Origin of the sequence: Stenotrophomonas sp. G4 (genome assembly GCF_003428825.1) — a bacterium.
GTDB lineage: Bacteria > Pseudomonadota > Gammaproteobacteria > Xanthomonadales > Xanthomonadaceae > Stenotrophomonas > Stenotrophomonas indicatrix.
On sequence record NZ_CP031741.1, the window covers coordinates 3,466,854 to 3,493,070 of the forward strand.

The following is a 26,217-nucleotide window of genomic DNA, read 5'->3' on the forward strand; positions in this document are numbered from 1 at the left end:
GATGCGGGTTCGCGCACCGTGGGGCAAGCCGCCGATGAAGCACCCGTTGCCTCAGCCGATCATCTGGTCGGCGATCCGACCCACCTGGGCCAGCACGGCCGCTCGCTGTTTCTCGTCCACCGAAGCACCCTGCAGATAAGCAGTGATCACCCAGGGCGTGCCGCCCGCACGCGGCCACAGCACGGCAATATCGTTACGGGTGTCCTCGCCGTTGCTGCCGGTCTTGTCACCCACGCGCCAGCGCTTGCCCAGCCCTGCCCGCAGGCAGGCGTCGCCGGTCTGGTTGTCGATCAGCCAGTCGGCGAACTGCTGGCGCGATGCGGCGGAGATGCCATCGCCCACGGCAAACAGGGCCAGGCTGGCAGCCATTGCCGCCGGACTGGTGGTATCGCGCGGATCGCCTGCGGCAAAGCGGTTCATGTCAGGCTCGTAGCGGTCGTTGCGGGTCACGCGGTCGCCGTGGTCGCGCAGGAAAGCGGTCAGTGCCGCCGGCCCGCCGGTCACCCCAGCAGCAGGTTGGCTGCGGTGTTGTCGCTGGTGGTCAGGGTGCCGCGGCACAGGTCGCGCACGCTCAGGTCCTTGCCGACGTGGCGGCGGGCGACCGGGGCGTAGGACAGCAGATCCTTCTCGGCGACCGCCACGCGGGTGTCCAGCGAGACACGGCCAGCGTCTGCAAGACTCAGCACATGGGCCACCAGCATCGACTTGAAGGTGCTGCACATCGGGAAGCGCTCGCCCTGGCGATGCCCGCCGATGCGGCGGCCGCTGCGGGTGTCGAGCACCGTCACCCCCAGTCGGCCGCCGCTGGCCTTTTCCAGCGCGGCGAAGTCGGCGGCGGCGGCGATGGCGGCATTGACCAGTGTGGCGGGCACGGTGGCGGGTGCGGCAGCCCGGGCCAGCAGCGGCAACGCAAGGGTGGAGGCGACTGCGGCACTACTGAACTGCAGGAATCGACGACGGGCAAGCATGCTGAATTCTCGTGGAAGCTGTCCCGATTATTGAAAGGGTGGGCAAAGGCGACCAGCGCGTTTTTTCAGCATCAGCCATTAGATTAATTTATGAATGACGCATTAAACCCTCTATTTGTCCAACGCCCATGGCAAGGCGCTACCATCAGCCATCATCCTGCCTCACACGTCCCCATGCTGCACCCCACCCTTTCGCTGAATGCGTTGCGCGCCTTCGAAGCGGCTGCCCGGCACCAGAACTTCACCCGGGCCGCCCTGGAACTCTGCGTCAGCCAGGCGGCGTTGAGCCACCAGATACGCGGGTTGGAGGACCGGCTGGGTATCCGCCTGTTCCACCGCCTGCCCCGCGGCGTGGCATTGACCGAGGAAGGCGCAGCCCTGTACCCGGTGCTCAATGAATCCTTCGAGCGCATTTCAGCCAGCATCGCCCGCTACACCGGTGGCCCGGCGCGGGAAGTGCTGACGATCGGCGTGGTCGGCACCTTCGCCACCGGCTGGCTGCTGCCGCGGCTGGCCGCGTTCGATGCGGCCCACCCGGATATCGAACTGCGGCTGCAGACCCACAACAACCGCATCGACCTGGCCGGTGAAGGCCTGGACCTGGCGATCCGTTTCGGCGATGGCGACTGGCAGGGACAGGCCTGCACGGCGATCCTGGACGCGCCGTTCGCGCCGTTGTGCGCGCCGGCACTGGCGCGGCGGCTGAAGCATCCGCGCGACCTGGCGGCCTTGCCGCTGCTGCGTTCGTATCGCAGCGACGAATGGCCACGCTGGCTGCAGATGGCCGGGGTCAACGGTGTGGAAGCGCGCGGACCGGTGTTCGATTCGTCATTGACGCTGGCCGTGGCCGCCGCCGGTGGCGTAGGCGTTGCCCTGCTGCCATTGCGCATGTTCGAAGCGGACCTGGCCGAAGGCCGGCTGCTGCAGCCGTTTGCCACCACGCTGGAGCTGGGTCGCTACTGGCTGACCCGTCTGCGCTCGCGTGCCGAACGGGAGCCGGCCAAGCGGTTCCGCGAATGGCTGCAGGCGCAGGGATGAAACACGCGCGCCGCGGGTAGCGCCGGGCCATGCCCGGCGCGCGCAGCGGTTGGGAGAAGCCGCCGGGCATGGCCCGGCGCTACCGATGGAATCAGGACTCCAGCAGTTCCATCCAGGCCGCTTCGGCCTTTTCCAGCTGCGCGGCGGCCGCTTCGCGGTCGCGGCCGAGCACGGCCATACGCGTGGCATCGGCATAGTTGCTCGAGTCGGCGAGCTGCCGGTCCAGTTCCGCCAGCACCCCTTCCAGCTCGGCGACCTTGGCTTCGGCGCTGGCCAGCTTGTGCGGGTTGACCGGCTTCTTCTGCACCACCTGCGCGACCGGTGCGGTCTTGACCACCACCGGTTCTTCCACCTGCTCCATGCGTGCCTTGGTGCCCTGCGCCTGCGGGCGCGTGCGCAGCCAGGCGGCATAGGCGTCGAGGTCACCATCGAACGGTTCGACCACGCCGTCGGCCACACGCCAGAAGGTGTCACAGACCAGGCCGATCAGGTGGCGGTCATGCGAAACCATCACGATCGCGCCGTCGAAATCGGCCAGCGCTTCAGCCAGGGCTTCGCGCATTTCCAGGTCAAGGTGGTTGGTCGGTTCGTCCAGCAGCAGCACGTTCGGCTGCTGCCAGGCGATCAACGCCAGCGCCAGGCGTGCACGCTCGCCACCGGAGAAACCATCCACCGGTTCAAAGGCACGGTCGCCCGGGAAATTCCACTTGCCGAGGAAGTCGCGGAACGATTGGTTCGGTGCATCCGGGGCCAGCTCGCGGAAGTGTTCCATCGGCGACTGGCCTTCATGCAGCGACTCGACCGTGTGCTGGGCGAAGTAGCCGATGCGCAGGTCCGGGTGGGCGGCGCGCTCGCCGGCGATCGGTGCCAGTTCGCCCACCAGGGTCTTCACCAGGGTGGTCTTGCCGGCGCCGTTGGGGCCCAGCAGGCCGATGCGCTGGCCCGCCTCCAGACCGAAGCCCACGTTGTGCAGGATCACCGAATCGCTGCCGTAGCCGGCCTCGACGTGGTTCAGGCGGATCAGCGAGAACGGCAGCTTGGCCGGCGGTGCGAACTCGATGCGGAATTCGCGCTCGGCGCGCACCGCCTCGGTACCGGCCAGCTTGGCCAGGCGCTTCATCCGGCTCTGTGCCTGTGCGGCCTTGCTGGCCTGGGCCTTGAAGCGGTCGATGAAGCTCTGCAGGTGGGCGCGCTCGGCCTGTTCCTTCTCATGCGCGATCTGCTGCTGGCGCAGCTGTTCGGCACGCTGGCGCTCGAAGTCGGTGTAACCGCCCGGGTAAAGCTTGGCGCCACCACCGTGCAGGTGCAGGGTGTGGGTGGCGACGTTGTCGAGGAACTCGCGGTCGTGCGAGATCAGCAGCAGGGTGCCCGGGTACTTCAGCAGCCACTGTTCCAGCCAGTACACCGCGTCCAGATCCAGGTGGTTGGTCGGTTCGTCCAGCAGCAGCAGGTCGCTGGGCATCATCAGCGCGCGGGCCAGGTTCAGGCGCACGCGCCAGCCGCCGGAGAACGAGGACACCGCGCGGTGGTGCGTTTCGGCCGGGAAGCCCAGGCCATGCAGCAGCTTGCCGGCACGCGCTTCGGCGTCGTAGGCGTTCAGCTCGGCCATGCGCGTATGCGCCTCGGCCACCGCTTCCCAGTCTTCGCGGGCGGTGGCGTCGGCTTCGGCAGCCAGCACTGCGGCCACCTCGATGTCGCCGCCCAGCACGAAGCTCAGCGCCGGGTCCGGCAGGGACGGGGTTTCCTGGGCAACGCTGGCGATGCGGATCTTGCCCGGCAGGTCGACGTCACCCTTGTCGGCCTCCAGTTCGCCCTTCACCGCCGCGAACAGGCTGGACTTGCCAGCACCGTTGCGGCCGACCACACCTACCCGGTAACCGGCATGCAGGGTCAGGTCGACATTGGACAACAGCAGCCGCTCGCCGCGGCGCAAGGCGAAATTACGAAGCGAAATCATGGGGGGAGGCGTCCATATAACCGAATGGAATGTGCTGGTAAGCACTGTTCCTGCGACGCAATTCTAACGTTAACGAATACTTGACGCGCCCCGGGATGCGCAACGGCCGACGTTCCTCTCTCCCACGTCCTGTCCGCGCGCCTCCCGGGCCCCTCCCCCGTCACTGCCTGTCGCAGCTAAATGGTTGCTGCTGCAACGTTTTTTCTGATGACCAGCATTTGACAGGCACTGAATATCCCGTTAATTCCTGTATTGCGCACCGCAACAACCGTCGTCCGCCTCACCCCCGTGATGTCGATTCCGGTGCCATCCCGCCAACCGGAGCCCCCTCCCGATGACCCGCAAGACCAGCCTGATCGCCGCCGCCGTCGCTGTCGCACTCGGTGGCTCTCCGTTCGTTGCCACCGCCCAGCAGGCCGGCACCGCCGCCAACACCCTGGATACGGTGATCGTCACCGGCACCCGCGTGGCCGACCGCACGGTCGCCGAATCGCAGTCGCCGATCGACATCATCACCCCCGAGATCCTGCAGTCCACCGGTACCGGTGAGCTGGCCACCGCGCTGTCGCGCGCGCTGCCGTCGCTGAACTTCCCGCGCCCCGCGCTGACCGACGGCACCAGCGGTGTGCGCCCGGCACAGCTGCGCGGCCTGTCGCCGGACCAGGTGCTGGTGCTGGTCAATGGCAAGCGCCGCCACACCTCGGCGATGATCAACGTCAACGGCAGCATCGGCCGCGGTTCGTCGGCGGTGGACATCAACGCGATTCCGATCGCCGCCATCGAGCGCGTCGAGGTGCTGCGTGACGGCGCCTCCGCGCAGTACGGTTCGGATGCCATCGCCGGCGTCATCAACATCGTGCTGAAGGGCAGCGGCAGTGGCGGCAGCCTGGCCGTCGACTACGGCCAGTACTCGGCCGGCGACGGCAACAAGTACCAGCTGTCCGGCGATACCGGCGTGGAATTCGGCAACGGCCGTGGCCGCGTGCACGTGGCCGGCCAGATCAGCCAGCAGGACGAGAGCGACCGCGCCGGCCCGTATCGCGGCACCACGCCGAACACCGGCAACTTCCCCAGTGTCGGCCAGACCACCTTCATCGTCGGCGACCCGCGCGTGGACGCCACTGCGGCGTCGGCCAACGCCAGCTTCGATTTCAGCGACCACGTGACCGGCTATGCGAGCGCGCTGCTCAGCAACCGCGACATCACCTCGTTCGCGTTCTACCGTTCGCGCAACCACAGTGGCCAGACCGCACTGCTGGCGCAGACCTACCCGGACGGTTTCGTGCCGCAGATCAACCAGTACTCCAAGGACCGCTCGCTGGTGGCCGGGGTCAAAGGCAACACCGATAACGGCTGGACCTGGGACCTGAGCCTGAACCACGGCGAGAACACCCTGGATTTCCATACCCGCAACAGCATCAACTACAGCCTGGGTGCGACCAGCCCACGCTCGTTCTACGACGGCACGCTGAAGTACCAGCAGGACATCTTCAACGCCGATCTGACCAAGTCGCTGGACTGGGGCCTGGCCTATCCGGTCACGCTGTCCTTCGGCGGTGAGTATCGACGCGAGAAGTGGGACCAGAACCCGGGCGAGCTGAATTCCTACACCGGCACCGGTGCGCAGGGCTTCGGCGGCTTCACCCCGACCAACGAAGTGCACACCGACCGGCACAACTACGCGGTCTATGCGGGCCTGGAAGCGGACCTGACCGAAAAGTTCTCCGCCGGCATCACCGGCCGTTACGAGGATTACTCGGACTTCGGCGACCGCTTCTCCGGCAAGCTGTCGGCGCGCTATGCGTTCACCGACAAGGTGGCGCTGCGTGCCACCGCCTCCAGCGGTTTCCGCGCACCGTCACTGGCCCAGCAGGGCTACCAGGCAGTGACCAGCCAGTTCCTCAATGGGGTGTTCGTTGAACGCGGCACCTTCCCGACCACCAGCCCGGCCGCACAGGCACTGGGCGCGTCGCCGCTGAAGGCCGAGACCTCCACGTCCTACAGCCTGGGCCTGGTGCTGCAGCCGGTGGATCGCCTGTACGTCACTGTCGATGCGTACCAGATCGACATCGACGACCGCATCGCACTGTCGTCCAGCATCACCACCAATGCCGCCTCCAGTGCGCTGCTGGCCACGCTCGGCCTGCCGCAGGTGACTGCGTTCTCGTACTTCACCAACGGCCTGGACACCCGCACCCGCGGCGTCGACTTCGTGTCCAGCTACACCGTGCCGTTCAGCGCCAGCAGCCTGGAACTGACCGCGGCCTACAGCTACAACGACACCGAAGTGCAGCGCGTGGGTGGCACGCCGGCGGTGTTCGGCACGCTGGGCCTGACCCAGTCGCTGATCGGCCGCGATGAAATCGGCCGCATCGAGGACAGTTATCCGCGCGACAAGACGATCCTGAGTGGCACCTGGCGTTCGGATCACTGGGAACTGGGCCTGGCGGCGACCCGCTACGGCGAGTTCACGGTGCGCAACTCGGCCACCGCCGCGCGCGACCAGACCTACGGCGACAAGTGGGTGCTGGATGCCTCGGCCAGCTACAAGCCGAGTGCGAACTGGACGCTGACGGTGGGCGCCGACAACCTGCTGGACGAGTACCCGGACCGCACCGAGGACCTGCAGAACTCGACCTTCGGCATGCTGCCGTACAGCAACTACTCGCCGTTCGGCTTCAATGGCGCGTATGTGTACGGGCGGATCAAGTACAACTGGTAAGCGGTAATGCCGGCCGCTGGCCGGCATTCCCTCCCCGCATCTTTCACACCCGTCGGAATGATCCGGCGGGTGTTTTGTTTTGTGCTGCGGGCAAGTTTGTGCTGCGGGCAAGATCAGCCGTGCGGCTGGCAGTTGGACGTGTGACGTCCATCAGTAATCACACGGACAGACTCAAGGCAGTTATCCAGACTGTCAAAATTCACGTTCACTTGAAGACCAGGGAGCATCCAGCTAGCGCTGCCAAATGTCCGTTCATCGTGCCAACGACTGGCTCTTTGGCCAATGCGTTCTTCGAGAATGGAAGGCGGATCATCGAACTGAAGACCGAATGGCAACGATCCAGCCCACGCTCTTGAGTTTCCCAGTCGATCGTGGATGAAACTGATACCGGTGCATACCGGACGCCCACCGAGCGTGCGCCGCTTGCTGTCGAAGTAGAGAATGAAGCCATGCTCGTCGGCCCTGTCAACGATCTCCCTGCTCGCCTCCGCAATCAGACTTGCAAGCCCAAATTCCCGGAACACGGCCTGAAAATGAGCATCGTCGGTCGATCTGCCGAGGGCAGCAACTACCTGCTCCGCTGAGGGGTACTCGCGCGTTGCCGGTGTGCGAGCCAATGGGCGCATGGGAATTCCCAAGCTGATATCAAAGATCCCACACGCTCCTGCCTGCTTGATGCATTGAGACTGATACGTCAGACGGATGCGGTAGTCAGGCAGCCACCACGCGTCGCGCCTGCCGGCGTGCAAGCTGTCCCCGAACCCCGCCGTAACGAGCCGTTCGCGTACTTTCGTCCTGTCGTCCTCCCATTGCAGGCCAAACGGCAGATCGCCTTCGTACCTGCGTGTCACATCCGGAATGCCTGCCGTTACCGCAACATTGGTGAAAATCAGCTCCCCGCTCTTGCCGTGCGAAGCAACGGATCGCCCATTCCAGTAGTTGCGCTCACTGAAAGAAAAAAGCATGCCCTTACCACTTGCACGCAGGACTGCCTCATAAGGGCTTTTGGCGGGACGGGTCAGCTCTGGCCTGCGTCTGATGCCAAGCGCCTGGAGCATCGTGGTGACGGCCGGATCCGCAGCGCTTTCGCCAAAGAGGGGCGTTATCGCCTGTAGGTCCGTTTCATTCAGTTCTCTTCCGGCAGCCCTAGACTGATACAGCGAAGTCCTTTTTCCCCGTCGTAGTCAACATCGAGATTCAGCTTTCCCAGCATCCATTCGTCGACGTTGCCAGAGAAGCCAAACACTGTTGGCGCGCCCAGATCGGCAGGTAGTTCTGACCTGACCTGATCCCTGGACATCAGGAAGTTCAAGCCGCAAGGAAGTGGCCCCGCATACTCGGTACCAGTGTCCTTCCGCCATCCCCAGAAGATAACGTCGGTGAGCGCCCACGGCCCATCATAGATGTCGTGATATGGCATCTCTGAAAGCAGGCCGACATCCTTGAATTCGAGTTGCAGTCCCGCAGCATCATCTGCCCAGATCCGGTGACCACTGACACCCAGGCGATAATCATCAAGGTTCTGAACCTGTATTCCGATCTTGGAAAAGACGATTCCAAGCTCCTGTGACTCTGAATCCCTGCCAAGCGCAGCGATGAACTCTTCGACTGTTGGATGATTCATGTTGATCCTTCGCTGTTACTTTTGTGGAGGAGGGCTGCGGAGAACCTACAGTTGCTGTTTACTACGATCGACGTGAATGCCAACGGATACACAGCGAAGCGAGTCTCCAAGACCACAGAAGTTAACTTTGAACTCCAAGCCGCCAATGCCCCATATATCCACATTGCCCGAGACACCCGCTACGGTGGGATTCCCCGCACTCAGGGCTGAAAATCGCTCCCTCACATGGTGACGCGACATTGAGAAATCCAGCCCATGGGGCAACGGGCCAGAGTAGGCATGTTTGTTTTTCCCAGATGCCCAGAACACTGCCGTCGTGAGTACCCAAGGCCCATCGTCCACGTCGTGGTACGGAATATCCGCCAGCATCCCGATATCCTCGAAATTCAACTGCAGCGTGCCTTCCTCGCCTGTCCAGATCCGCCTTCCAGTCAATTTCAACGGATTGTGGCTGACGTCGGCCTCGTCGATTTCAAGTTCCTGGAGTAACCGGGACAGGAACACCGAGCTGGTGTCCTGACCTATCGCCTGAATCACTAATTCAATGTCGGGAAGCTTCATGTGGTTGTTCACCCATGCGGTCTGAAAAGAGCAGGCCAAGCCTGGTTGGCAAGCAAAAGGGGCAATGAGCACATGGTGACGCGTGCGCGGCCCGGGAAAACTTCGGCCAGACCGCAGGCGTCTTGCCCAGAATGCGCGCCACCAGAATTACCTCCCGCCCTCGTATGTCAATGGATCGACTGAAAAGCCTTGGCGCACAGTGGCAAAGGGCCCTGCGATGGCACAGCTGCGTATCGAACCCATTACCCTTCCCGGGCCTGTCTCGGGTGGCATTGGTCTGGCTCCGGTTCACGATCCAGAGCAACTGGCCACCCCAAACAGGTCCGATCCCGACAGAGCCATCCTCGATCGCCCCGCACACGCCAGGTCGGACGCCGACCACTGATGGCTCCGCCCACGCAACGATCCGATACGCTGGCCGGGTTTGCCGTATCTGGCCGTATCGGTGAAAATCGGGGTACCCCCCTGTTTCCTGCGAGAGCCGATGCACCATGACACCGACCTGATCAACATCGTTGCCGTTGGTCTCGGGCTCGCCTTCATCTTCGGCGCGCTGGCCAACAAGCTCCGCTTGTCTCCTCTGGTCGGTTACCTGGTTGCTGGCATCTGCGTCGGTCCGTTCACGCCGGGCTTCGTCGCCGACCAGGCACTGGCCAACCAGCTGGCCGAGCTGGGCGTGATGCTGCTGATGTTCGGCGTCGGCCTGCACTTCTCGCTGAAGGACCTGATGGCGGTCAAGGCCATCGCCATTCCCGGTGCCATCGGCCAGATCCTGGTCGCTACCCTGCTCGGCTGGGGCCTGGCGGCATTGATGGGCTGGCCGGTCATCCACGGCGTGGTGTTCGGTTTCGCGCTGGCCACGGCCAGTACCGTAGTGCTGCTGCGCGCGATGGAAGAGCGCCGCCTGCTGGAAACCCAGCGCGGCAAGATCGCGGTCGGTTGGCTGATCGTCGAGGACCTGGCCTGCGTGCTGGCACTGGTGATGATGCCGGTGATGGCCGGTGTGTTCGGGCCCGACGCGGCCAATGAACACCACACCCTCGGCAGCGTGCTGGCCAGCATCGGCTGGACGTTCGTGCAGCTGGGCCTGTTCGTGGCAGTGATGCTGGTGGTCGGCCGCCGGGTCATTCCGTGGATCCTGGAGCGCATCGCCGGTACCGGCTCGCGCGAACTGTTCACCCTGTCGGTGCTGGCGATCGCGCTGGGCGTGGCGTTCGGCTCGGCGATGCTGTTCGGTGTGTCCTTCGCGCTGGGCGCGTTCTTCGCCGGCATGCTGCTCAATGAATCGGAACTCAGCCACAAGGCGGCCAGCGATTCCCTGCCGCTGCGCGACGCGTTCGCGGTGCTGTTCTTCGTCTCGGTGGGCATGCTGTTCAATCCGGGCATCCTGATCGAGCACCCGTGGCAGGTGCTGGCCACCGCCGGCATCATCATGTTCGGCAAATCGGCGGCGGCGTTCTTCATCGTGCGCGCGTTCGGCCACCCCACCGGCACCGCGTTGACGATCTCGGCCAGCCTGGCGCAGATCGGCGAGTTCGCCTTCATCATCGCCGGCCTCGGCGTGACCCTGAAGATCCTGCCTCCGACCGGCCAGGCGCTGGTGCTGGCCGGTGCGCTGATCTCGATCATGCTCAACCCGCTGGTGTTCGGCCTGCTCGACCGCTGGCTGCTGAAGCACCAGGAAACCACGCCCACGGCGGTGGAGACCGAGCTGCCACCGGGGCCGTCGCTGGACCTGCACGACCATGCCATCGTCATCGGCTATGGCCGCGTCGGCAGCGCGCTGGCGCAGGTGCTGCGCGACCGTGGCGTGCCGGTGATGATCATCGACGACAACAAGGAACACGTGGCCGAGGCGCATGCCGCTGGTCTGCCCGGCATCCGCGGCAGCGCCGCCTCGGACAAGGTGCTGGCCGAAGCCCATCCCGAGCGCGCGAAGATCGCGGTGCTGGCGATCCCGCAGCCGCTGGAAGCCGGTGAGACCTTGGCCAAGCTGCGTGCGATCAACCCCGACCTGACCCTGCTGGCGCGTGCGCACAGCGATGCCGAAGTGAAGCATCTGCTTGAACACGGTGCCGACGGCACGGTGATGGCCGAGCGCGAGCTGGCCTACTCGTTGGCGGAAATGGTGATGGCCACCCCGCCGTACCGCAGTCTTGGGCAGCACAGCATTCCGGTGGTGTGAGGGGTGTGCAGCAGGGCTGCGCCCTGCACCTGCCGAAACAACGGCAACGGCAACGGCAAAAGCTGGCATTCCGTGGGATGGCGGGGTGGGTCCGGTTGCGGGGGACGCCGTGAATCCATCCCTGGAGGCTTGGCCGCGGCATCCATACCGCGGACACCCCCGCAACCAGACCCACCCCGCCTTCGACAGATTTCAGCGAGCTGCGGGTACGGCGTTCGGTGCCGCTGTTGGTAGGTGTCGACCATGGTCGACACAGTAGATCCACGCCATGCGTGGATGGATCTCCATCGGAATCGAGTATTTCGACAGTGCATCAAAATGCGTCCACGCACGGCGTGGATCTACCTGGGTTGGCTGCGCCCAAAAAAATCCCCGGCCGACCCGCATCGGCCGGGGATGATATCGCCACGCCCTTGGAGAGCGTCTCTACCGTATCGCTTTCCTGCAGCGGTGGTGATCGCCTCTGGCGATGACGACCAAGCCAGCAGGTATCAGGCGTCCGCCAACGCCTGTTCCAGGTCCGCGCGCAGATCGCCGATGTGCTCGATGCCGATCGACAGGCGCACGGTGTCCTCGCTGACCCCGGCCCTGGCCAGTTCGGCCGCATCCAGCTGGCGATGGGTGGTCGAGGCCGGGTGGGTGGCCAGTGACTTGGCATCGCCCAGGTTCACCAGCCGGGTGAACAGTGTCAGGGCATCGAGGAAGCGGGCGCCGGCAACGCGCCCGCCCGGCAGGCCGAAGGTCAGCACACCGGAGCCATGACCGCCCAGATAGCGCTGCGCCGCCGCGTGTTCGGGGTCGTCGGCCAGCCCGGCATAACGCACCCACGCTACCTTCGGATGCGCGCGCAGGTACTGCGCCACGGCCAGCGCATTGGCGTTGATCCGCTCCATGCGCAGCGCCAGGGTCTCGATGCCCTGCAGGATCAGGAAGGCGTTGAACGGTGACAACGCTGCGCCGGTATTGCGCAACGGCACTACCCGCGCACGGCCGATGTAGGCCGCCGCGCCGAGCGCTTCGGTATAGACCACGCCGTGATAGCTCGGATCGGGCTGGTTCAAGCGGGCGAAGCGTTGCGGCTGTGCCGTCCAGTCGAAGCGGCCCGAATCGACGATCGCCCCGCCCAGGCTGGTGCCGTGGCCACCGAGGTACTTGGTCAGCGAGTGCACCACGATGTCGGCGCCGTGTTCGAACGGGCGGAGCAGGAATGGCGTGGCCACCGTGTTGTCGACGATCAACGGCACGCCGGCCGCATGCGCGACCTCGGCGATGGCGGCGATGTCGGTGACGTTGCCGCGCGGGTTGCCGATCGATTCGACGAACACCGCCTTGGTGCGTTCATCGATCAGCGCGGCGAACGCGGACGGATCTGCCGGATCTGCGAAACGCGCCTGGATGCCGTACTGCGGCAGCGTGTGCGCCAGCAGGTTGAGGCTGCCGCCATACAGCGCACTGGCAGCGACGATGTTGTCGCCGGCCTCGGCAATGGTCTGGATCGCATAGGTGATCGCGGCCTGCCCGGAAGCCAGTGCCAACGCGCCGATGCCCCCTTCCAGCGCCGCAACGCGCTGCTCCAGCACGTCGGTGGTGGGGTTCATGATGCGCGTATAGATGTTGCCCGGCACCTTCAGGTCGAACAGGTCCGCCCCGTGCTGGGTGTCATCGAATGCGTAGGCCACGGTCTGGTAGATCGGCACCGCCACCGCGCGGGTGGTCGGGTCGGGGCGGTAGCCGCCGTGCACGGCCAGGGTTTCCAGTTGCCACTGCGGATCGCTCATTGCACCAGGCTCCATCCGGGGAAACACCCACCATAGGCCAGCCATCGACCGCCATTGAGAGCCCCTGGCGATGACGCCAGTACCGGCGGTTATCAGGTTGCCCGGGATTCAGGCAGTCGTCATGGGCCATTGCTAGGCTTCGCCGCCGGGCCCTTCGCCCCGGACAAGGACGCCGTTACCCATGCAGCCCTCCCCGTGGACTCCCGCCGCCGGCAACCCGACCCAGGTGCTGCTGGTCGAGGACGACCGCCGCCTGGCCGAGCTGGTCAGCGACTACCTGAGTGAACATGGATTTGCCGTGCAGCACGTGCCGCGTGGCGACCTGGCCAGCGCGGCCTGCCGCCAGCACGCGCCGGAACTGGTGGTGCTGGACCTGATGCTGCCTGGCCTTGGTGGCATCGACGTGTGCCGGCAGATCCGCAGTTTTTCCGACGTGCCGATCCTGATGCTGACGGCGTGCGAGGACGATATCGAACAGGTGCTGGGGCTGGAGTCCGGTGCCGATGACTATGTGCACAAACCGATCGAGCCACGCCTGCTGCTGGCGCGCCTGCGTGCGCTGCTGCGCCGTCGCCATGGCAGCGGCCCTGCCGGCGTGCCGTGCAGGCTGATGCATGGCGAACTGCTGATCGATCGCGTGCAGCGCGAGGTCCACCTGCATGGGCAGCCGGTGGAACTGGGCACCACCGAATTCGAGATCCTCTGGCTGCTGGCCAGCCAGCCCGGGCAGGTCCTCTCGCGCGACCAGATCCTGCTGGCGGCACGCGGCATCGGCTTCGATGGCCTGGACCGCAGCGTGGATGTCTGCATCGGCAAGCTGCGCCGCAAGCTGGGCGATGACGCGCGCGAACCGCGCCGGATCAAGACCGTGTGGGGCCGCGGTTACCAGTTCAACCCCTCGGCCTGGTCGGCGTGAAGCGGCTGTTCCTGTGGTTGTGGTTCGTCACCGGCGGCTGCCTGCTGGTGTCGGTGTTCAGCCTCAACCATCTGCTGGACCGTATCTACACGCCCCTGCAGGAACGAGTCTTCGTCGAACAGGTGCGCGGGCAGGTGTATGCGCTGCGCAGCGGACTGGCCGGCCTGGACCGCCAGCAGCAACAGCAGCGCCTGCTGCAGTGGCAGCCGCATTACGGCATTGCGCTGTCACTGCTGGATGCACCGCCCGAGCTCGGTGACCAAGAGCGCAGTGCCCTGCGCGGGGACGGCTTCATCGTCCGTGAGCGCTACCAGCAGGTGCTGCTGCCCATCGAGGGGACTGACGGACGCTGGCTGCAGCTGCGCCTTCCCGGCGAGGTGCAGATGACCCTGTACATGACCGCCGCCGCCTACCTGTGCATCCTGCTGCTGGTCGGCGCCTGCCTGTATGCCTGGGTACGCCTGCTATGGCGCGACCTGGAAGCGCTGCGGGGTCATGCCGATCGCATCGGTGCCGGCGACCTGCAGGCACGTGCGCAGGTATCGCCACGTTCGCAGATCCGGGTCATCGTCGAGCATTCCAACCGCATGGCCGCGCGCGTGGCCGAACTGGTGCAACGGCAGCGCGATCTTACCCATGCCATTTCCCACGAGCTGCGCACGCCGATCGCACGCCTGGCCTTCGGCCTGGACCTGATGCAGGACAGCAACGACCCGGCGCGGCGGGCACACCTCGCTGCCGGCCTGCATGGTGATCTGGCCGAGCTCAACCGGTTGGTCAGCGAACTGCTGGCCTATGAGCGGCTGGAGCATGCCAACGACGCCGAGCCCATGCAGCGGATCGAGGCGAACGACTGGCTGCAGGCCTGCATGGAAGACGCACGGCGCGATGCCGAGCGCGCGGGCCTGGTGCTGCAGGTCTGGCCCAGCGCGCTGCCACGCGTGGATGCCGAGCCACGCCTGCTGCAGCTGGCCCTGAGCAACCTGGTCGGCAACGCGATGCGCTATGCACGCACCCGTGTGGAGGTGTCACTGGTCAGCGTGGCCGGCAAGGCCTGCCTGCGCGTGGATGACGATGGCCCCGGCATTGCCGAAGGCGATCGCGAGAAGGTGTTGCGCCCGTTCACCCGTCTGGATGACAGCCGCAGCCGCGACACCGGCGGCTTTGGTCTTGGCCTGGCCATCGCCGGGCGCATCGCGGTTCGTCACCACGGCGAGCTGCGCGTGGGACGCGCGACCCTGGGCGGTGCACGCCTGGAAATGCACTGGCCACTGGCTGCCAGCTGAACGCCACGGGCCGCGCTTACAGTTGCTTACAACTCCCGCACAACTGCGGACGGATTGGTCGGTGGCATCCCGCCACGCTGTCGACCCAGCAGCACGCGCCGGATGCGCGCACTGCATTTCCTCCCACTGTAGAGAGTTGCCATGTCCCACCGTCGCCGTTTCCCCACCCTGCTCGGCCTGGCCCTGCTGCCCTTGTTCGCAACGTCCACAGCGCATGCCAAGGAGGATCAATGGACCTTCGAGCTGGCCGCCGGTGGCGGCGTTGCCCCGCGCTACAGCGGCAGCGAGGAATTCCAGGCCGCACCGACGCTGTCGTTCGACGTGACTTCGCCGGGCGGCTGGTTTCTGGGTACCAGCGGTGCGGGTTGGGGCACGGCGATCGGCGAACACACCCGCGTGCGTGCCTACGTCGGCGGCAGCGGCAGCCGACGCGAGAAGAACTCGATCCTCGGCGGCTCGGACTTCCTGCGTGGCATGGGCGATATCGATACCCGGCCCCTGGTCGGCCTGGCGGCTGGCTATACGCTGGGTGAGGCGGTGCTGAGTGGTTCCTGGCAGTACACGCTGAAAGACGATGACAAGGGTGACAACGGCCTTGCCACCCAGCAGATCCACCTGAACCTGGAGATGCCGCTGTTCGATCTGGCCGGTGGCGTAGTCAGCGGCAGCGTCTCCACCGACTACGGCAACCGCGGCTATATGCAGACCTGGTACGGCGTCAGCCCCGCCCAGGCCGCACGTACCGGTTTCGCCCAGCACACGCCCAAGGCCGGCTTGGTCAGCGCCGGGTTGGGCATGAAATGGAGCCATCGCGCTGGTCGCAATGGCAACTGGTACATCGCCGTGGAAGGCACCCGCCTGCTCGGCGACGCCGCCGACAGCCCGATCGTGCAGAAGGCCAACCAGTTCGGGTTGATGACCGGGTATACGCACCGGTTCTGAGAAGTCGCCGGGCATGGCCCGGCGCTACCGGAGAAAACGAGGCGCTGCGGTCAGGCAGCGCCCCGATGGACTCACGCCTTGGCGAACACCAGATGGCCGCCGTCGTTGCCCACTTCGATGGTATCGCCGTTGACGAACGCACCGGACAGGATCTTCTGCGCCAGCGGGTTTTCCAGCTGTGCCTGGATCGCACGCTTCAGCGGACGCGCACCGTAGACCGGATCGAAGCCGACGTTGCCGAGCAGGTCGAACGCTGCATCGGACACCACCAGCTTCAGGCCACGCTCGGCCAGGCGCTTTTCCAGGCCACGCATCTGGATGCGCGCGATCTGCTTGATCTGCTGCTTGTCCAGCGGATGGAACACCACGATGTCATCCAACCGGTTGATGAACTCCGGACGGAAGTGCGCCTGCACCACGCCCATCACCGCCGCCTTCATCTGCGTGTAGGCCTCCGGCGTGCCATCGCCACTCATGTCCTGGATCTGGTGCGAGCCCAGGTTGGAGGTCATCACGATGACGGTGTTGCGGAAGTCCACCGTGCGGCCCTGGCCATCGGTCAGGCGACCGTCGTCCAGTACCTGCAGCAGGATGTTGAACACATCCGGATGCGCCTTTTCCACCTCGTCCAGCAGGATCAGCGAATACGGGCGACGGCGCACAGCCTCGGTGAGGTAACCGCCTTCCTCATAGCCCACGTAGCCGGGGGCGCACCGATCAGGCGTGCGACGCTGTGCTTCTCCATGAACTCGCTCATGTCGATGCGGATCATCGCGTCGGCGCTGTCGAACAGGAACTCGGCCAGCGACTTGCACAGTTCGGTCTTGCCCACGCCGGTCGGGCCCAGGAACAGGAACGATCCCCCCGGTCGATTCGGATCGGACAAGCCAGCGCGCGAACGACGCACTGCGTCGGACACCACCTTGATCGCCTCTTCCTGTCCGACCACGCGGTTGTGCAGCACCTCTTCCATGCGCAGCAGCTTGTCACGCTCGCCTTCGAGCATCTTGTTGACCGGGATGCCGGTCCAGCGCGAGACGACCTCGGCGATCTCCTCGTCGGTGACACGGTCCTGCACCAGTTTGAAGTCGTGGTTCTCCACTTCCTGGGCGGCAGCCAGCTGCTTTTCCAGCTGCGGCAGCACGCCATACTGGATCTCGCTCATGCGCGCGAAATCCTGCCGGCGCTGGGCCGACTCCAGTTCAACCTTGGCCTGCTCGACCTGTTCCTTGATCTTGGTCGTGCCCTGCAGCGCGGCCTTCTCCGACTTCCAGACTTCGTTGAGATCGGAGAACTCGCGCTCCAGCGCATCGATATCGCTTTCCAGATCGGCCAGGCGCTGCCGCGAAGCGTCGTCCTTTTCCTTCTTCAGCATCTCGCGCTGGATCTTCAGCTGGATCAGGCGACGTTCCAGCCGGTCCAGTTCCTCTGGCTTGGAATCGATCTCCATGCGCAGCCGTGAAGCGGCCTCGTCCATCAGGTCGATGGCCTTGTCCGGCAGCTGGCGGTCGGTGATGTAGCGGTTGGACAGGGTGGCCGCAGCGACGATGGCCGGGTCGGTGATCTCCACCCCGTGGTGCACCGCGTACTTTTCCTTCAGGCCGCGCAGGATCGCGATGGTGTCCTCCACCGTCGGCTCGCCCACGAAGACCTTCTGGAAGCGGCGCTCCAGCGCGGCATCCTTCTCGATGTACTTGCGGTACTCGTCCAGCGTGGTCGCACCGACGCAATGCAGTTCACCGCGCGCCAGTGCCGGCTTGAGCATGTTGCCGGCATCCATCGCACCGTCGGCCTTGCCCGCGCCAACCATGGTGTGCAGCTCGTCGATGAACAGGATGATCTGCCCTTCGCTCTTGGCCAGGTCGTTGAGCACGCCTTTCAGGCGTTCTTCGAATTCACCGCGGAACTTCGCGCCAGCGATCAGCGCGCCCATGTCCAGCGACAGCACGCGCTTGCCGCGCAGGCCTTCAGGCACTTCGTCATTGATGATGCGCTGGGCCAGGCCTTCGACGATCGCGGTCTTGCCCACGCCGGGTTCGCCGATCAGCACCGGGTTGTTCTTGGTGCGGCGCTGCAGCACCTGGATGGTGCGGCGGATTTCTTCGTCGCGACCGATCACCGGGTCGAGCTTGCCGCTCTCGGCGCGTGCGGTCAGGTCGATGGTGTATTTCTCCAACGCCTGCCGCTGCTCTTCGGCGTTCTCCGACTGCACGTTCTCGCCGCCACGCAGCTTGTCGATGGCGGTCTGCAGGCGGGCCTTGTCGGCACCGGCAGCGCGCATGGCCATGCCCAGCGTGCCGCCGTCTTCCAGCGCGGCCAGCACGAACCACTCGCTGGCGATGAAGGCATCACCGTTCTGCTGGGCCAGCTTGTCGGTGTGGTTGAGCAGGCGGTTGAGGTCGTTGCCGATGGACAGGTTGCCGGCCTGGCCGGACACCTTCGGCAGCGCTTCAAGCGCCTCGTCCAGGCGTTCGCGCAGCACCGGCACGTTGACGCCGGCCTGGGCCAGCAACGGCCGGGTGCTGCCACCCTGCTGGTCCAGCAGGGCACTGAACACGTGCACCGGTTCGATGATGCTGTTGTCGCGGCCTACTGCCAGCGACTGCGCGTCTGCCAGCGCCTGCTGGAAACGCGAGGTGAGCTTGTCCATCCGCATTGCGAAACCTCATCGGTCATCTTGGCCGGCCCGCGCCGGCGATGCTGGAAAGATGCGGTTGCCCCACCCCGTTTCAAGGGTGGCTGCGACTGCATTCGAAGGCCAGTCAGCCTATGGCCAGCATGCCGGAAGCGGTGTTGTCGGCGCGTTGATCCGGATCAGATCCGCACGCTGGAGGGCTCAATGGGTGATCGCGGCCCGGATCGCCCGCAGCTGCTGCTTGACCGCCCGCGCCTGCGCCACGTCCATGCGCAGCAAGGCCTTCTGCCCGATCGAGCGCGACTGCAGGGTGGCATCGGCGAAACGGTAGCGGCCGCGCTCATCGCGCAGTAGCAGTGGCGCCTGGGCCAGCTCCGGGGTGTCCAGCAGGTGGTCGATCACCGTTACCAGGCGATCATTGAAATACCCGTCAGGACGGCCCAGATCGACATACGCCTGCTGGATCAATGGATAGAAGCGCTTGTACGCGTGGGCCGCCGCCGCGGGGTCGAGCGCAGTGAAGGCCTGCACATAGGGCGCATAGCGCGCCGCATTGGCCGCAGCGATGCGTTCGCCGCCCTCGCCCGGCTCAACCTGCAGGCTGCCCGGTAGCGGCCGGAAGGCCAGCGCGGTAGGCGGCACACTGGCCTTGTCCAGGTTGTCCACCTGGGTGACCAGGCGCTGGATCAGGTGATCACGCAGCAGCGCGGTCAACGCGCCCTCGCCCTTGAACAGTTCGCTCAATGCGCTCCAGGCGGCGGCATCGCTGTCGGCCAGTGACGGCAGTGCCGGGTCGGCGGCGGCCTCGGAATCCAGCGGATGCTTGATCGGAGAGGGCGCGGGTTCCTGCGTAGCAGCAGGCTTCGGTACGGCGACTGCCGAGGTCGGTGCGGATTGCTCCGGCACCGCTACGCTATCTGCCAGGTGCTGCAACTGGTCGCGGAACAACCACGTGCCCGCGCCACCCACCACCACCACGCCCAGAACCCAGGGCCAGACCGCTTTTCCACTCTGCATGATGCAGAACCTCGCTTTTCAGCTGCATGGACAAGGTGTGACTGCCCTGATTCGGCGGGGTTCCCCAGCCATTCCGCTGCCGTTGTGGTTCACGCCTGCTTTGCGCGGTACGCGCGACCCTGCTGTTCCTGTTGGGTGGAGAAGCCTTCATGCAGTACGCGCTGTACTACTGGACCGGCATCCAGGGCCGTGGCGAATTCGTGCGGCTGGCGCTGGAAGATGCCGGCGCCGACTACGTGGACATGGCGCGCGTGCACGGCGACGCCGTGATGCAGCCGTTCCTCGACGGCCACAGCGAAGGTGCGCAGCCTTTCGCGCCACCGTTCCTGAAGGCGGGGCGACAGGTCATCGCACAGGTCGCGGCCATTCTCGATTTCCTCGGCCCGACGCTGGACCTGGTTCCGCAGGCCGCCTCGCGGCGCATGCAGGCGCTGCAGTTGCAGCTGACCATCGCCGATCTGGTGGCCGAAGTGCACGACACCCACCATCCGATCGCCGCGTCGAAGTACTACGAAGACCAGAAGACCGAGGCCAGGGCGCGCGCGGCAGCGCTGCGCGATGAGCGCCTGCCGAAATTCCTCGGCTACTTCGAGCAGGTGCTGAAGGCCAATGGCGGTCGCCACCCGCTGCGCGAACACTCCTACGTGGACCTGTCGCTGTTCCAGTTGCTGAGCGGGCTGGACTATATGTTTCCACGCCGCATGCAGGCGCTGTGGCCGACGTTGCCACTGCTGCGCGCGCTGAAGGACCGGGTGCAACAACGGCCCGGCATCGCCGCCTATCTCGCTTCGGAGCGGCGGCTGCCCTTCAACACCAACGGCATCTTCCGGCATTACCCGGAACTGGATTCAGATCGGTAGTGCCGGCCGCTGCCCGGCAACTGCACGATCCAACCGGAGCCTCTGAGGGTGCCGGCCAGGCCGGCACCACCCGTGATCAGTCGTTCCCAGCCAGCGGCTTCACCGCCTGCTTCTGCAGCGACAGCAGCCCCAGCAGGATGGCCAACGCCACGTATGCGCCGGCGAACTGCCAGCTGATGACGCGGGCCAGGCCTTGCAGATCCCACGGCAGGTAGATGCCGCCGCGCGGATCCACCGAATGGATCAGGCCGAACAGGGTGAGCACCGCCGCCACCAGCAGGAAGCCGCAGGCGCGACGCAGACGGCCATCGACCATCGCCGCGACGGTGGCAATCCACAGCATCGAGGTGATGATGAAGCCGTTGCCCAGCGCGAAGATCACCGCCAGCTCCGGCAGGCCATGGCCATCGACGTGGGTCAGCAGCGCGCCCATCTGCTCGGCCGGAATCCAGCCCGGCGCCTTGATCGCCAGCAGGTAGGCCGCCGACGGCAGGAAGCCCAGCACCATCGCACCGGCATGCTGGCGCGGGGTGGCCTGGAACGCCTGGGTGGTGATGTCGATCGACACGTACACGATGATCGGCGCCAGTACCGCCAGCGGCAGCCACTGCACCAGCCCGGAAATGATGCCGAGCATGCCGCCGATGCCGACGAACAGGCCGGTCAGCAGCGTGTAGCCGCTGCGCGCGCCCATGTGCTTGTAGGCCGGCTGGCCGATGTACGGGGTGGTCTGCGCAACGCCACCGCAGACGCCGGCCACCAGCGTGGCCACCGCCTCCACCAGCAGGATGTCGCGGGTGCGGTAGTCATCGCCGGCCGCGCGCGCGCTCTCGGATACGTTGATGCCACCGACCACCATCAGCAGGCCGAACGGCAACAGCAGCGGCAGGTAGGTCATCGCGGTCGGCAGGCCCTCGATGAAGCCCAGCGTCGGCAGCGGCAATACCACCTGCGGCGGCACCCAGGCCGGAATCTGGAAGCCGGGCACACCCAGGCCGGCCAGGCCGAGCCCGTAATACAGCACGGTGCCGAACACGAACGCCAGCAGCACACCGGGGCCGCGCAGCGGCAGCTTGCCCTTGGCGATCAGCACGTACAGCAGCAGGCCGAGCGTGGTGAAGCCCACCAGCGGCGAGCGCAGGGTTTCCAGCAAGGGCAGCAGGCCCATCAGCACCAGTGCAATGCCCGCGATGGAACCCAGCAGCGCAGCGCGCGGCAGCGCGCGGGTCACCGCTTCACCGAAGAAGGACAGGATCAGCTTGAGCACGCCCATGATGACCAGCGAGGCCATGCCCAGCTGCCAGGTGGCGATGGCGGCGGCATGCGGGTCCAGGCCCTGCTGCTTGAAGGCCAGGAAGGCCGGGCCCAGCACCAGCAGTGCCATGCCGATGCTGGTCGGTGCATCCAGGCCCAGCGGCATGGCGGTGACGTCGTCGCGCCCGGTACGCGCGGCCAGGCGCCGTGCCATCAGGGTATACAGCAGGTTGCCGACCAGCACGCCCAGGGCAGTGCCGGGGAACATCCGGCCGAAGACCACGTCGGCGGGGAACTGGAACATCCCGACCAGGGCCATGGCGATGAAGCCGAGGATGGAGAGGTTGTCGACGACCAGGCCGAAGAAGCCATTGAAGTCGCCAGCGACGAACCAGCGGCGCGGCGCGGTGGAAGCGGGAGCGGACATGGAAGGGGCGGTGGGGGTGGGGACCGCCGATGGTAGGCCCAGCGGGGCCGGCGCGCCAATTCCCGAGTGGAATGATGGGTTCCAGCCAACGGCGGAGCCCCTCGTGGCTGGTCGCTGAAAGCGGCCTATCGGAGTGGGTCGTGCGGGGTGGGCTGCGCAGGACACGCCGTAAACCCGTCCATGGGGGCTCGATGGCGCCATCCATGGCGCCAACGGTCCTGCGCAGCCCACCCCGCCCGGCCACGGACAGTTTCCTGCGGGCGCCAACCACGGATGAGAATCAAAAGATCAAAAGCAGAAGCCGGTCGCTGCGCTCTCAAGCGCCGGGTCTCAGGCATCTGCGTGGTTGCCGGCCAGCGGCCGGCACTACCGACAGACATCCACGCATTGCGTGGATTTACCGTGTCGACCAAGGTCGACACCCACCAAGAGCAGGCCATGCCATTCCAACAGATCGCGGAAATCTGTCGAAGGCGGGGTGGGTCCGGTTGCGGGGGCGTGAGCCGCATGGATGCGGCGACCGAGCTTACAGGGACGTACTTGCAGCGTCCCCCGCAACCGGACCCACCCCGCCATCCCACCGATACCCCGCTTTTGTCGTTGACGTTGATTCGGCGGGTGCAGGGCGCAGCCCTGCATCAAAACCCAACCCTCACTTCTTCAGGAAGTTGTCCACCAGCAGATGCTTCACGTCGTCGATGCGACCACTCAGCACTGCCTTGGCCGCATACAACGCCGTGCCCGCCACCTGCTTGGCCTCGATCTGCGGCGGCATCACCAGCTCCGCGCGACTGGTGTGTACATCCAGCAGCGCCGGCCCACGCTGGGCCAGGAAATCCTGCACCGCTTCTTCCAGGTCCTCGCTGCGGGTGACCGTGCGGCCGTGGAAACCGATCACCTCGGCCAACCGGCCGAAATCCGGATTCTTCAGGTCGGTGTAGTTGTCCAGCAGCCCCTCCACCTTCTGCTCCAGCTCGACGAAATTCAGCGAGCCGTTGTTGAACACCACCACCTTGATCGGAAGATTCTCCTGCACCGCGGTCAGCAGGTCGCCCAGCAACATCGCTAACCCGCCATCGCCGGACAACGAAATCACCTGCCGCCCCGGGAAGGCCTTCTGCAGCCCCAGCGCCTGCGGCATCGCGTTGGCCATCGTCCCGTGCAGCAGGCTGGTGAGCGTGCGGCGACGGCCGTTCACCCGGATGTGCCGCAGCACCCACACCATCGGCGAGCCACCATCCGCGGTGAACAGCGCATCGTCGGTAGCGTACTTCGACAGCAGCGCGGTCAGGTGCTGCGGATGGATCAGCTCGCCCTCACCCGGCTGCTCCTCCTGCTCGCGCTTCTTCAGCGCCTTGTCGCGGTGCTCGATGCATTCGTCGAGGAAACTGCTGTCTTCGCGCGGAGGCAGCATCGGCAGCAGCGCGTCCAGCGTCGGTGCGATATCACCGACCACGCCCAGGTTCACCGGATGGCGTCGACCGAGGTGGCTTCCATCGCGGTCGACCTGGATGATCGTAGCCTTGTCCGGATAGAACTGGCCCCAGGCGAAATCCGCGCCGAGCAGCAGCAGCGTGTCGCACTCCATCAACGTGTGGAACCCGGATTCGATGCCGAAGACTCCGGTCATGCCCATGTTGTACGGGTTGTCTGGTTCGACGAAGTCCTTCGCACGCGATGTGTGCGCCACCGGTGCCTGCAGGCGCCGCGCCAGTTCCAGCAGCTGCGCATGTGCCCCTTGGCAGCCGGCGCCGGCATAGATGCCGATACGCTTGCCCTGCCCCAGCAGTTCGGCGATGTGCTGCAGCTCGGCCTCGGAGGGGCGCAGCACCGGCTGGGTGTAATGCACCGAGAACGGCACATCGTGCTTCACTTCCGCTTCGCTGATGTCGGCCGGCAGGATCACCACCGCCACACCGCGGCGGCTGATCGCCGCCTGGCAGGCCAGCGCCACCACGCGCCGTGCCTGGGCCGGGCTGTGCACCTGCTCGCAGAATACGGTGCAGCTGCCGTACACCGCCTTGAAATCCACTTCCTGCGGGAACTCCATGCCCAGTTCGCTGGTGACCACCTGGCTGGCGATAAGCACCATCGGCGCGCGGTTGCGGTTGCTCTCGAAGATGCCGTTAATGAAGTGCAGACCGCCAGGACCGCACGAACCCGCGCAGGCGGTCAGCTGGCCACTGATCAATGAATCGGCACCGGCCGCGAACGCCGCGACCTCTTCATGGCGGACATGCACCCACTCGATCTCACTGCGATGCAGTGCGTCGGTGACATGGTTCAGGGTGTCGCCGACGATGCCATAACAACGGCGGACGCCCGCCTGCTGCAGGGTATCGACGACGATCTCGGCAACGCGCTTGCTCATGGGACTACAGCCTTGCAAGGGGGAACCCCGAGGCTAGTCCCGATGAAGTGATGCTCCCGTGGGCAAGAGGCCGATCGCCTTGTCGTGCAAACTCCGGGCAGGGCTGCCGTCAATCGTTGACGTTGATCCACCCCGTCACCGCGCCGCGCTTCGGGTTGCGGTAGCGCACCTGCAGCCAACCATCCTGCTCATCGAGCATTTCCACCTGATCACCCTGCACCAGGTAGCGCTGCGTGCTGGACGCACCGGGATGATCGAACAGGAACAGGCGCGCAGGCAGCACGCTCGCCATCAGTCCCACCAGCGGCGCACCGCTTGCTGGTGCGCCGAGCCCGTCACCGATGGCGCTTTCCAGCACCTTGCCGGAGGGATCGTAGGTGCGCCACACCGCCAGTGGCCCCTGGTTCTCGGTCGCTTCCCACTGCAGCGCACGGTTCAGCGTATCGCCCAACATCAACACGCTCTCACCTCGGTACAGATAGAGCTGTGGTCCGTTGAAGCGATACACGTCGGTGTACCACATCGGCCCACTGCGGCAACTGGCGGTCAGCGTGCGCGTGGCGGCGTCGGCGGTAAGGCCCATCAGGTCACCGCACTGGTCGTGTCCATGGGTCACCGCCTTCAGTGCGCGGAACTCACCGCTGCCCACGTCGAAGCGATAGACCGCAACGGCCTCATTGACCATGCCCACCGCCGCGCGCGCAACCAGCTCGGGACGCCCGTCGAAATCGAGATCCTCTGCGCCCAGGCGCGAATGTCCCTCGGCGTCCGGCGCGCCAGGCAGGCGCTGCCGCTTCCCTGCCGGCTGCAGGAGCACGGCCAGCATGCCGTCCTCCTGTACCTCTACTGCCGCCTGCACGCCCGCTGCCGGCGAAAACCGCAGCGGGCCCCGGTCCTCGTCCTGCGCCTGTGCCGCCGGCGCCAACAGACCGGCCAGCATCACGGTCATCAGCACATCCCTGGGTGTCATCGTCATTCCCTGCAGCGCCACAGTGGCGCGTCCAGGTCAGAACGATACGTCAACTGCCTGCCGCGACCACAGTACCGACTGGTGCCTGGTCTGCTGCTTCCATGCCAGACGGATCGCTTCGATGTCGGCGCGGCGCTGCGGGCTGTCCTCGTGCAGCACCACCAGCACCTTGGTGCGCAGGCGGTTCGGGGCGGCATCGCCACGGAACAGCCACTGGCCGTAGGCATCGAACACGGTCAGGCCGTCCGGGAAGCGCGGCGTCACTTCCTTGTCCAGGAACGCGCGCCACTGCGCATCGCTGATGGTGTCGGCCTGCGGGCGGTCACCGGCGCCCTGCTCTTCGCCCACGCCGAAATAAAGCTCGCTGCGCACCCAGCCGTGGCCGCTGGACGGACGCGCGGCGTCGCCCTGCAGGTCGGCGGTGGTGGCATAGGCGCTGGGCGCCTTGGAGGACAGGCTGGCACAGCCACTGGTGGCCAGCAGCACGGCGAAGACAAGGCCAAGGTGTTTCATCGGGAACAGCACTCCGGGAAGGGGGAAAAGCACGACGAAGGGGCACGGAGGGTACACCTGCGCCTCGGTTGCGGCTGCAACCAATGCCCTCATGCCGGCAGGGCATGAAGTGATGCGATGGGAGCCGGGACTTGCATCGCACCGCCTCCTCACGCCAAGATAATATATCGCTTCATCCGGATGGATGTAAGTG

The 26,217-nt window shown here is 65.7% G+C and carries 17 protein-coding genes and 2 pseudogenes; 7 read left to right on the forward strand and 12 right to left on the reverse strand.

Annotation, left to right across the window (positions count from 1 at the left end; genetic code table 11):
- Nucleotides 1-51: 51 nt before the first annotated feature.
- Nucleotides 52-968 (reverse strand): annotated as a pseudogene (gene blaL2, locus D0Y85_RS21035) (L2 family extended-spectrum class A beta-lactamase).
- 174 nt (nt 969-1,142) lie between these two features.
- On the opposite strand from blaL2, the gene ampR reads away from it, so the two are divergent.
- A complete protein-coding gene (gene ampR, locus D0Y85_RS15970) occupies nt 1,143-2,006 on the forward strand; it encodes a LysR family transcriptional regulator AmpR (RefSeq protein WP_117311189.1) in 864 nt (287 codons plus the stop codon).
- Nucleotides 2,007-2,097: 91 nt separating this feature from the next.
- On the opposite strand, the gene D0Y85_RS15975 is transcribed toward ampR, so the two are convergent.
- Nucleotides 2,098-3,963, reverse strand: a complete 1,866-nt coding sequence (locus D0Y85_RS15975) for an ABC-F family ATP-binding cassette domain-containing protein (protein ID WP_049463961.1) — start codon at nt 3,961-3,963, stop codon at nt 2,098-2,100.
- A 334-nt stretch (nt 3,964-4,297) separates the two neighbouring features.
- Between D0Y85_RS15975 and D0Y85_RS15980 the strand changes: the two genes are divergently transcribed.
- Nucleotides 4,298-6,685 (forward strand): TonB-dependent receptor, encoded by a 2,388-nt coding sequence (locus tag D0Y85_RS15980; RefSeq protein WP_117311191.1) that lies wholly within the window; start codon nt 4,298-4,300, stop codon nt 6,683-6,685.
- A 113-nt stretch (nt 6,686-6,798) separates the two neighbouring features.
- Here the strand turns inward: D0Y85_RS15980 and D0Y85_RS15985 are convergent, their stop codons facing one another.
- The 3 genes from D0Y85_RS15985 to D0Y85_RS15995 all read right to left on the reverse strand — a co-directional run bounded on the left by D0Y85_RS15985 (nt 6,799) and on the right by D0Y85_RS15995 (nt 8,870).
- Nucleotides 6,799-7,650 (reverse strand): hypothetical protein, encoded by an 852-nt coding sequence (locus tag D0Y85_RS15985; protein WP_240329263.1) that lies wholly within the window; start codon nt 7,648-7,650, stop codon nt 6,799-6,801.
- Between the two features lie 161 nt (nt 7,651-7,811).
- Complete coding sequence (locus tag D0Y85_RS15990) at nt 7,812-8,309, reverse strand: hypothetical protein (RefSeq protein ID WP_080150542.1); 498 nt, start codon at nt 8,307-8,309, stop codon at nt 7,812-7,814.
- A 45-nt stretch (nt 8,310-8,354) separates the two neighbouring features.
- The gene (locus D0Y85_RS15995; RefSeq protein ID WP_117311958.1) at nt 8,355-8,870 is read right to left on the reverse strand and encodes a hypothetical protein; all 516 of its coding nucleotides are present in this window, start codon (nt 8,868-8,870) and stop codon (nt 8,355-8,357) included.
- Between the two features lie 484 nt (nt 8,871-9,354).
- On the opposite strand from D0Y85_RS15995, the gene ybaL reads away from it, so the two are divergent.
- Nucleotides 9,355-11,055, forward strand: a complete 1,701-nt coding sequence (gene ybaL / locus D0Y85_RS16000) for a YbaL family putative K(+) efflux transporter (protein ID WP_117311195.1) — start codon at nt 9,355-9,357, stop codon at nt 11,053-11,055.
- A 491-nt stretch (nt 11,056-11,546) separates the two neighbouring features.
- On the opposite strand, the gene D0Y85_RS16010 is transcribed toward ybaL, so the two are convergent.
- A complete protein-coding gene (locus tag D0Y85_RS16010; RefSeq protein WP_117311198.1) occupies nt 11,547-12,833 on the reverse strand; it encodes an aminotransferase class V-fold PLP-dependent enzyme in 1,287 nt (428 codons plus the stop codon).
- Nucleotides 12,834-13,014: 181 nt separating this feature from the next.
- Here D0Y85_RS16010 and D0Y85_RS16015 point away from each other — a divergent pair, with 181 nt between their 5' ends.
- The 3 genes from D0Y85_RS16015 to D0Y85_RS16025 all read left to right on the forward strand — a co-directional run bounded on the left by D0Y85_RS16015 (nt 13,015) and on the right by D0Y85_RS16025 (nt 15,977).
- The gene (locus tag D0Y85_RS16015; RefSeq protein WP_117311200.1) at nt 13,015-13,749 is read left to right on the forward strand and encodes a response regulator transcription factor; all 735 of its coding nucleotides are present in this window, start codon (nt 13,015-13,017) and stop codon (nt 13,747-13,749) included.
- Nucleotides 13,746-15,035, forward strand: a complete 1,290-nt coding sequence (locus D0Y85_RS16020; RefSeq protein ID WP_117311202.1) for an ATP-binding protein — start codon at nt 13,746-13,748, stop codon at nt 15,033-15,035. Before D0Y85_RS16015 ends, D0Y85_RS16020 begins: the two co-directional genes overlap by 4 nt.
- 141 nt (nt 15,036-15,176) lie before the next feature.
- Nucleotides 15,177-15,977, forward strand: coding sequence for a MipA/OmpV family protein (locus D0Y85_RS16025; RefSeq protein ID WP_117311204.1), 801 nt, complete (start codon nt 15,177-15,179; stop codon nt 15,975-15,977).
- A 71-nt stretch (nt 15,978-16,048) separates the two neighbouring features.
- Here the strand turns inward: D0Y85_RS16025 and clpB are convergent.
- Nucleotides 16,049-18,633 (reverse strand): annotated as a pseudogene (clpB, locus tag D0Y85_RS16030) (ATP-dependent chaperone ClpB).
- A 180-nt stretch (nt 18,634-18,813) separates the two neighbouring features.
- Nucleotides 18,814-19,629, reverse strand: a complete 816-nt coding sequence (locus D0Y85_RS16035) for a DUF3014 domain-containing protein (RefSeq protein WP_117311207.1) — start codon at nt 19,627-19,629, stop codon at nt 18,814-18,816.
- Between the two features lie 149 nt (nt 19,630-19,778).
- Between D0Y85_RS16035 and D0Y85_RS16040 the strand changes: the two genes are divergently transcribed.
- Nucleotides 19,779-20,489, forward strand: coding sequence for a glutathione S-transferase (locus D0Y85_RS16040; protein ID WP_117311209.1), 711 nt, complete (start codon nt 19,779-19,781; stop codon nt 20,487-20,489).
- Nucleotides 20,490-20,565: 76 nt separating this feature from the next.
- Here D0Y85_RS16040 and D0Y85_RS16045 read toward each other — a convergent pair whose 3' ends face one another.
- From D0Y85_RS16045 to D0Y85_RS16060, 4 genes are all read right to left on the reverse strand, one after another.
- Nucleotides 20,566-22,170 (reverse strand): hypothetical protein, encoded by a 1,605-nt coding sequence (locus tag D0Y85_RS16045; RefSeq protein WP_117311211.1) that lies wholly within the window; start codon nt 22,168-22,170, stop codon nt 20,566-20,568.
- 652 nt (nt 22,171-22,822) lie between these two features.
- The gene (locus tag D0Y85_RS16050) at nt 22,823-24,541 is read right to left on the reverse strand and encodes a thiamine pyrophosphate-dependent enzyme (protein ID WP_025874311.1); all 1,719 of its coding nucleotides are present in this window, start codon (nt 24,539-24,541) and stop codon (nt 22,823-22,825) included.
- A 109-nt stretch (nt 24,542-24,650) separates the two neighbouring features.
- Complete coding sequence (locus D0Y85_RS16055) at nt 24,651-25,511, reverse strand: SH3 domain-containing protein (RefSeq protein ID WP_117311213.1); 861 nt, start codon at nt 25,509-25,511, stop codon at nt 24,651-24,653.
- A gap of 36 nt (nt 25,512-25,547) precedes the next feature.
- Complete coding sequence (locus tag D0Y85_RS16060) at nt 25,548-26,024, reverse strand: DUF3574 domain-containing protein (protein WP_162887688.1); 477 nt, start codon at nt 26,022-26,024, stop codon at nt 25,548-25,550.
- Nucleotides 26,025-26,217 lie beyond the last annotated feature (193 nt).

Coding starts and splice junctions, on each gene's coding strand:
- ampR (WP_117311189.1), top strand. CDS start 1,143: ATGCTGCACCCCACCCTTTCGCTGAATGCGTTGCGCGCCTTCGAAGCG.
- D0Y85_RS15975 (WP_049463961.1), bottom strand. CDS start 3,963: ATGATTTCGCTTCGTAATTTCGCCTTGCGCCGCGGCGAGCGGCTGCTG.
- D0Y85_RS15980 (WP_117311191.1), top strand. CDS start 4,298: ATGACCCGCAAGACCAGCCTGATCGCCGCCGCCGTCGCTGTCGCACTC.
- D0Y85_RS15985 (WP_240329263.1), bottom strand. CDS start 7,650: ATGCTTTTTTCTTTCAGTGAGCGCAACTACTGGAATGGGCGATCCGTT.
- D0Y85_RS15990 (WP_080150542.1), bottom strand. CDS start 8,309: ATGAATCATCCAACAGTCGAAGAGTTCATCGCTGCGCTTGGCAGGGAT.
- D0Y85_RS15995 (WP_117311958.1), bottom strand. CDS start 8,870: ATGAAGCTTCCCGACATTGAATTAGTGATTCAGGCGATAGGTCAGGAC.
- ybaL (WP_117311195.1), top strand. CDS start 9,355: ATGCACCATGACACCGACCTGATCAACATCGTTGCCGTTGGTCTCGGG.
- D0Y85_RS16010 (WP_117311198.1), bottom strand. CDS start 12,833: ATGAGCGATCCGCAGTGGCAACTGGAAACCCTGGCCGTGCACGGCGGC.
- D0Y85_RS16015 (WP_117311200.1), top strand. CDS start 13,015: ATGCAGCCCTCCCCGTGGACTCCCGCCGCCGGCAACCCGACCCAGGTG.
- D0Y85_RS16025 (WP_117311204.1), top strand. CDS start 15,177: ATGTCCCACCGTCGCCGTTTCCCCACCCTGCTCGGCCTGGCCCTGCTG.
- D0Y85_RS16035 (WP_117311207.1), bottom strand. CDS start 19,629: ATGCAGAGTGGAAAAGCGGTCTGGCCCTGGGTTCTGGGCGTGGTGGTG.
- D0Y85_RS16040 (WP_117311209.1), top strand. CDS start 19,779: ATGCAGTACGCGCTGTACTACTGGACCGGCATCCAGGGCCGTGGCGAA.
- D0Y85_RS16045 (WP_117311211.1), bottom strand. CDS start 22,170: ATGTCCGCTCCCGCTTCCACCGCGCCGCGCCGCTGGTTCGTCGCTGGC.
- D0Y85_RS16050 (WP_025874311.1), bottom strand. CDS start 24,541: ATGAGCAAGCGCGTTGCCGAGATCGTCGTCGATACCCTGCAGCAGGCG.
- D0Y85_RS16055 (WP_117311213.1), bottom strand. CDS start 25,511: ATGACACCCAGGGATGTGCTGATGACCGTGATGCTGGCCGGTCTGTTG.
- D0Y85_RS16060 (WP_162887688.1), bottom strand. CDS start 26,024: ATGAAACACCTTGGCCTTGTCTTCGCCGTGCTGCTGGCCACCAGTGGC.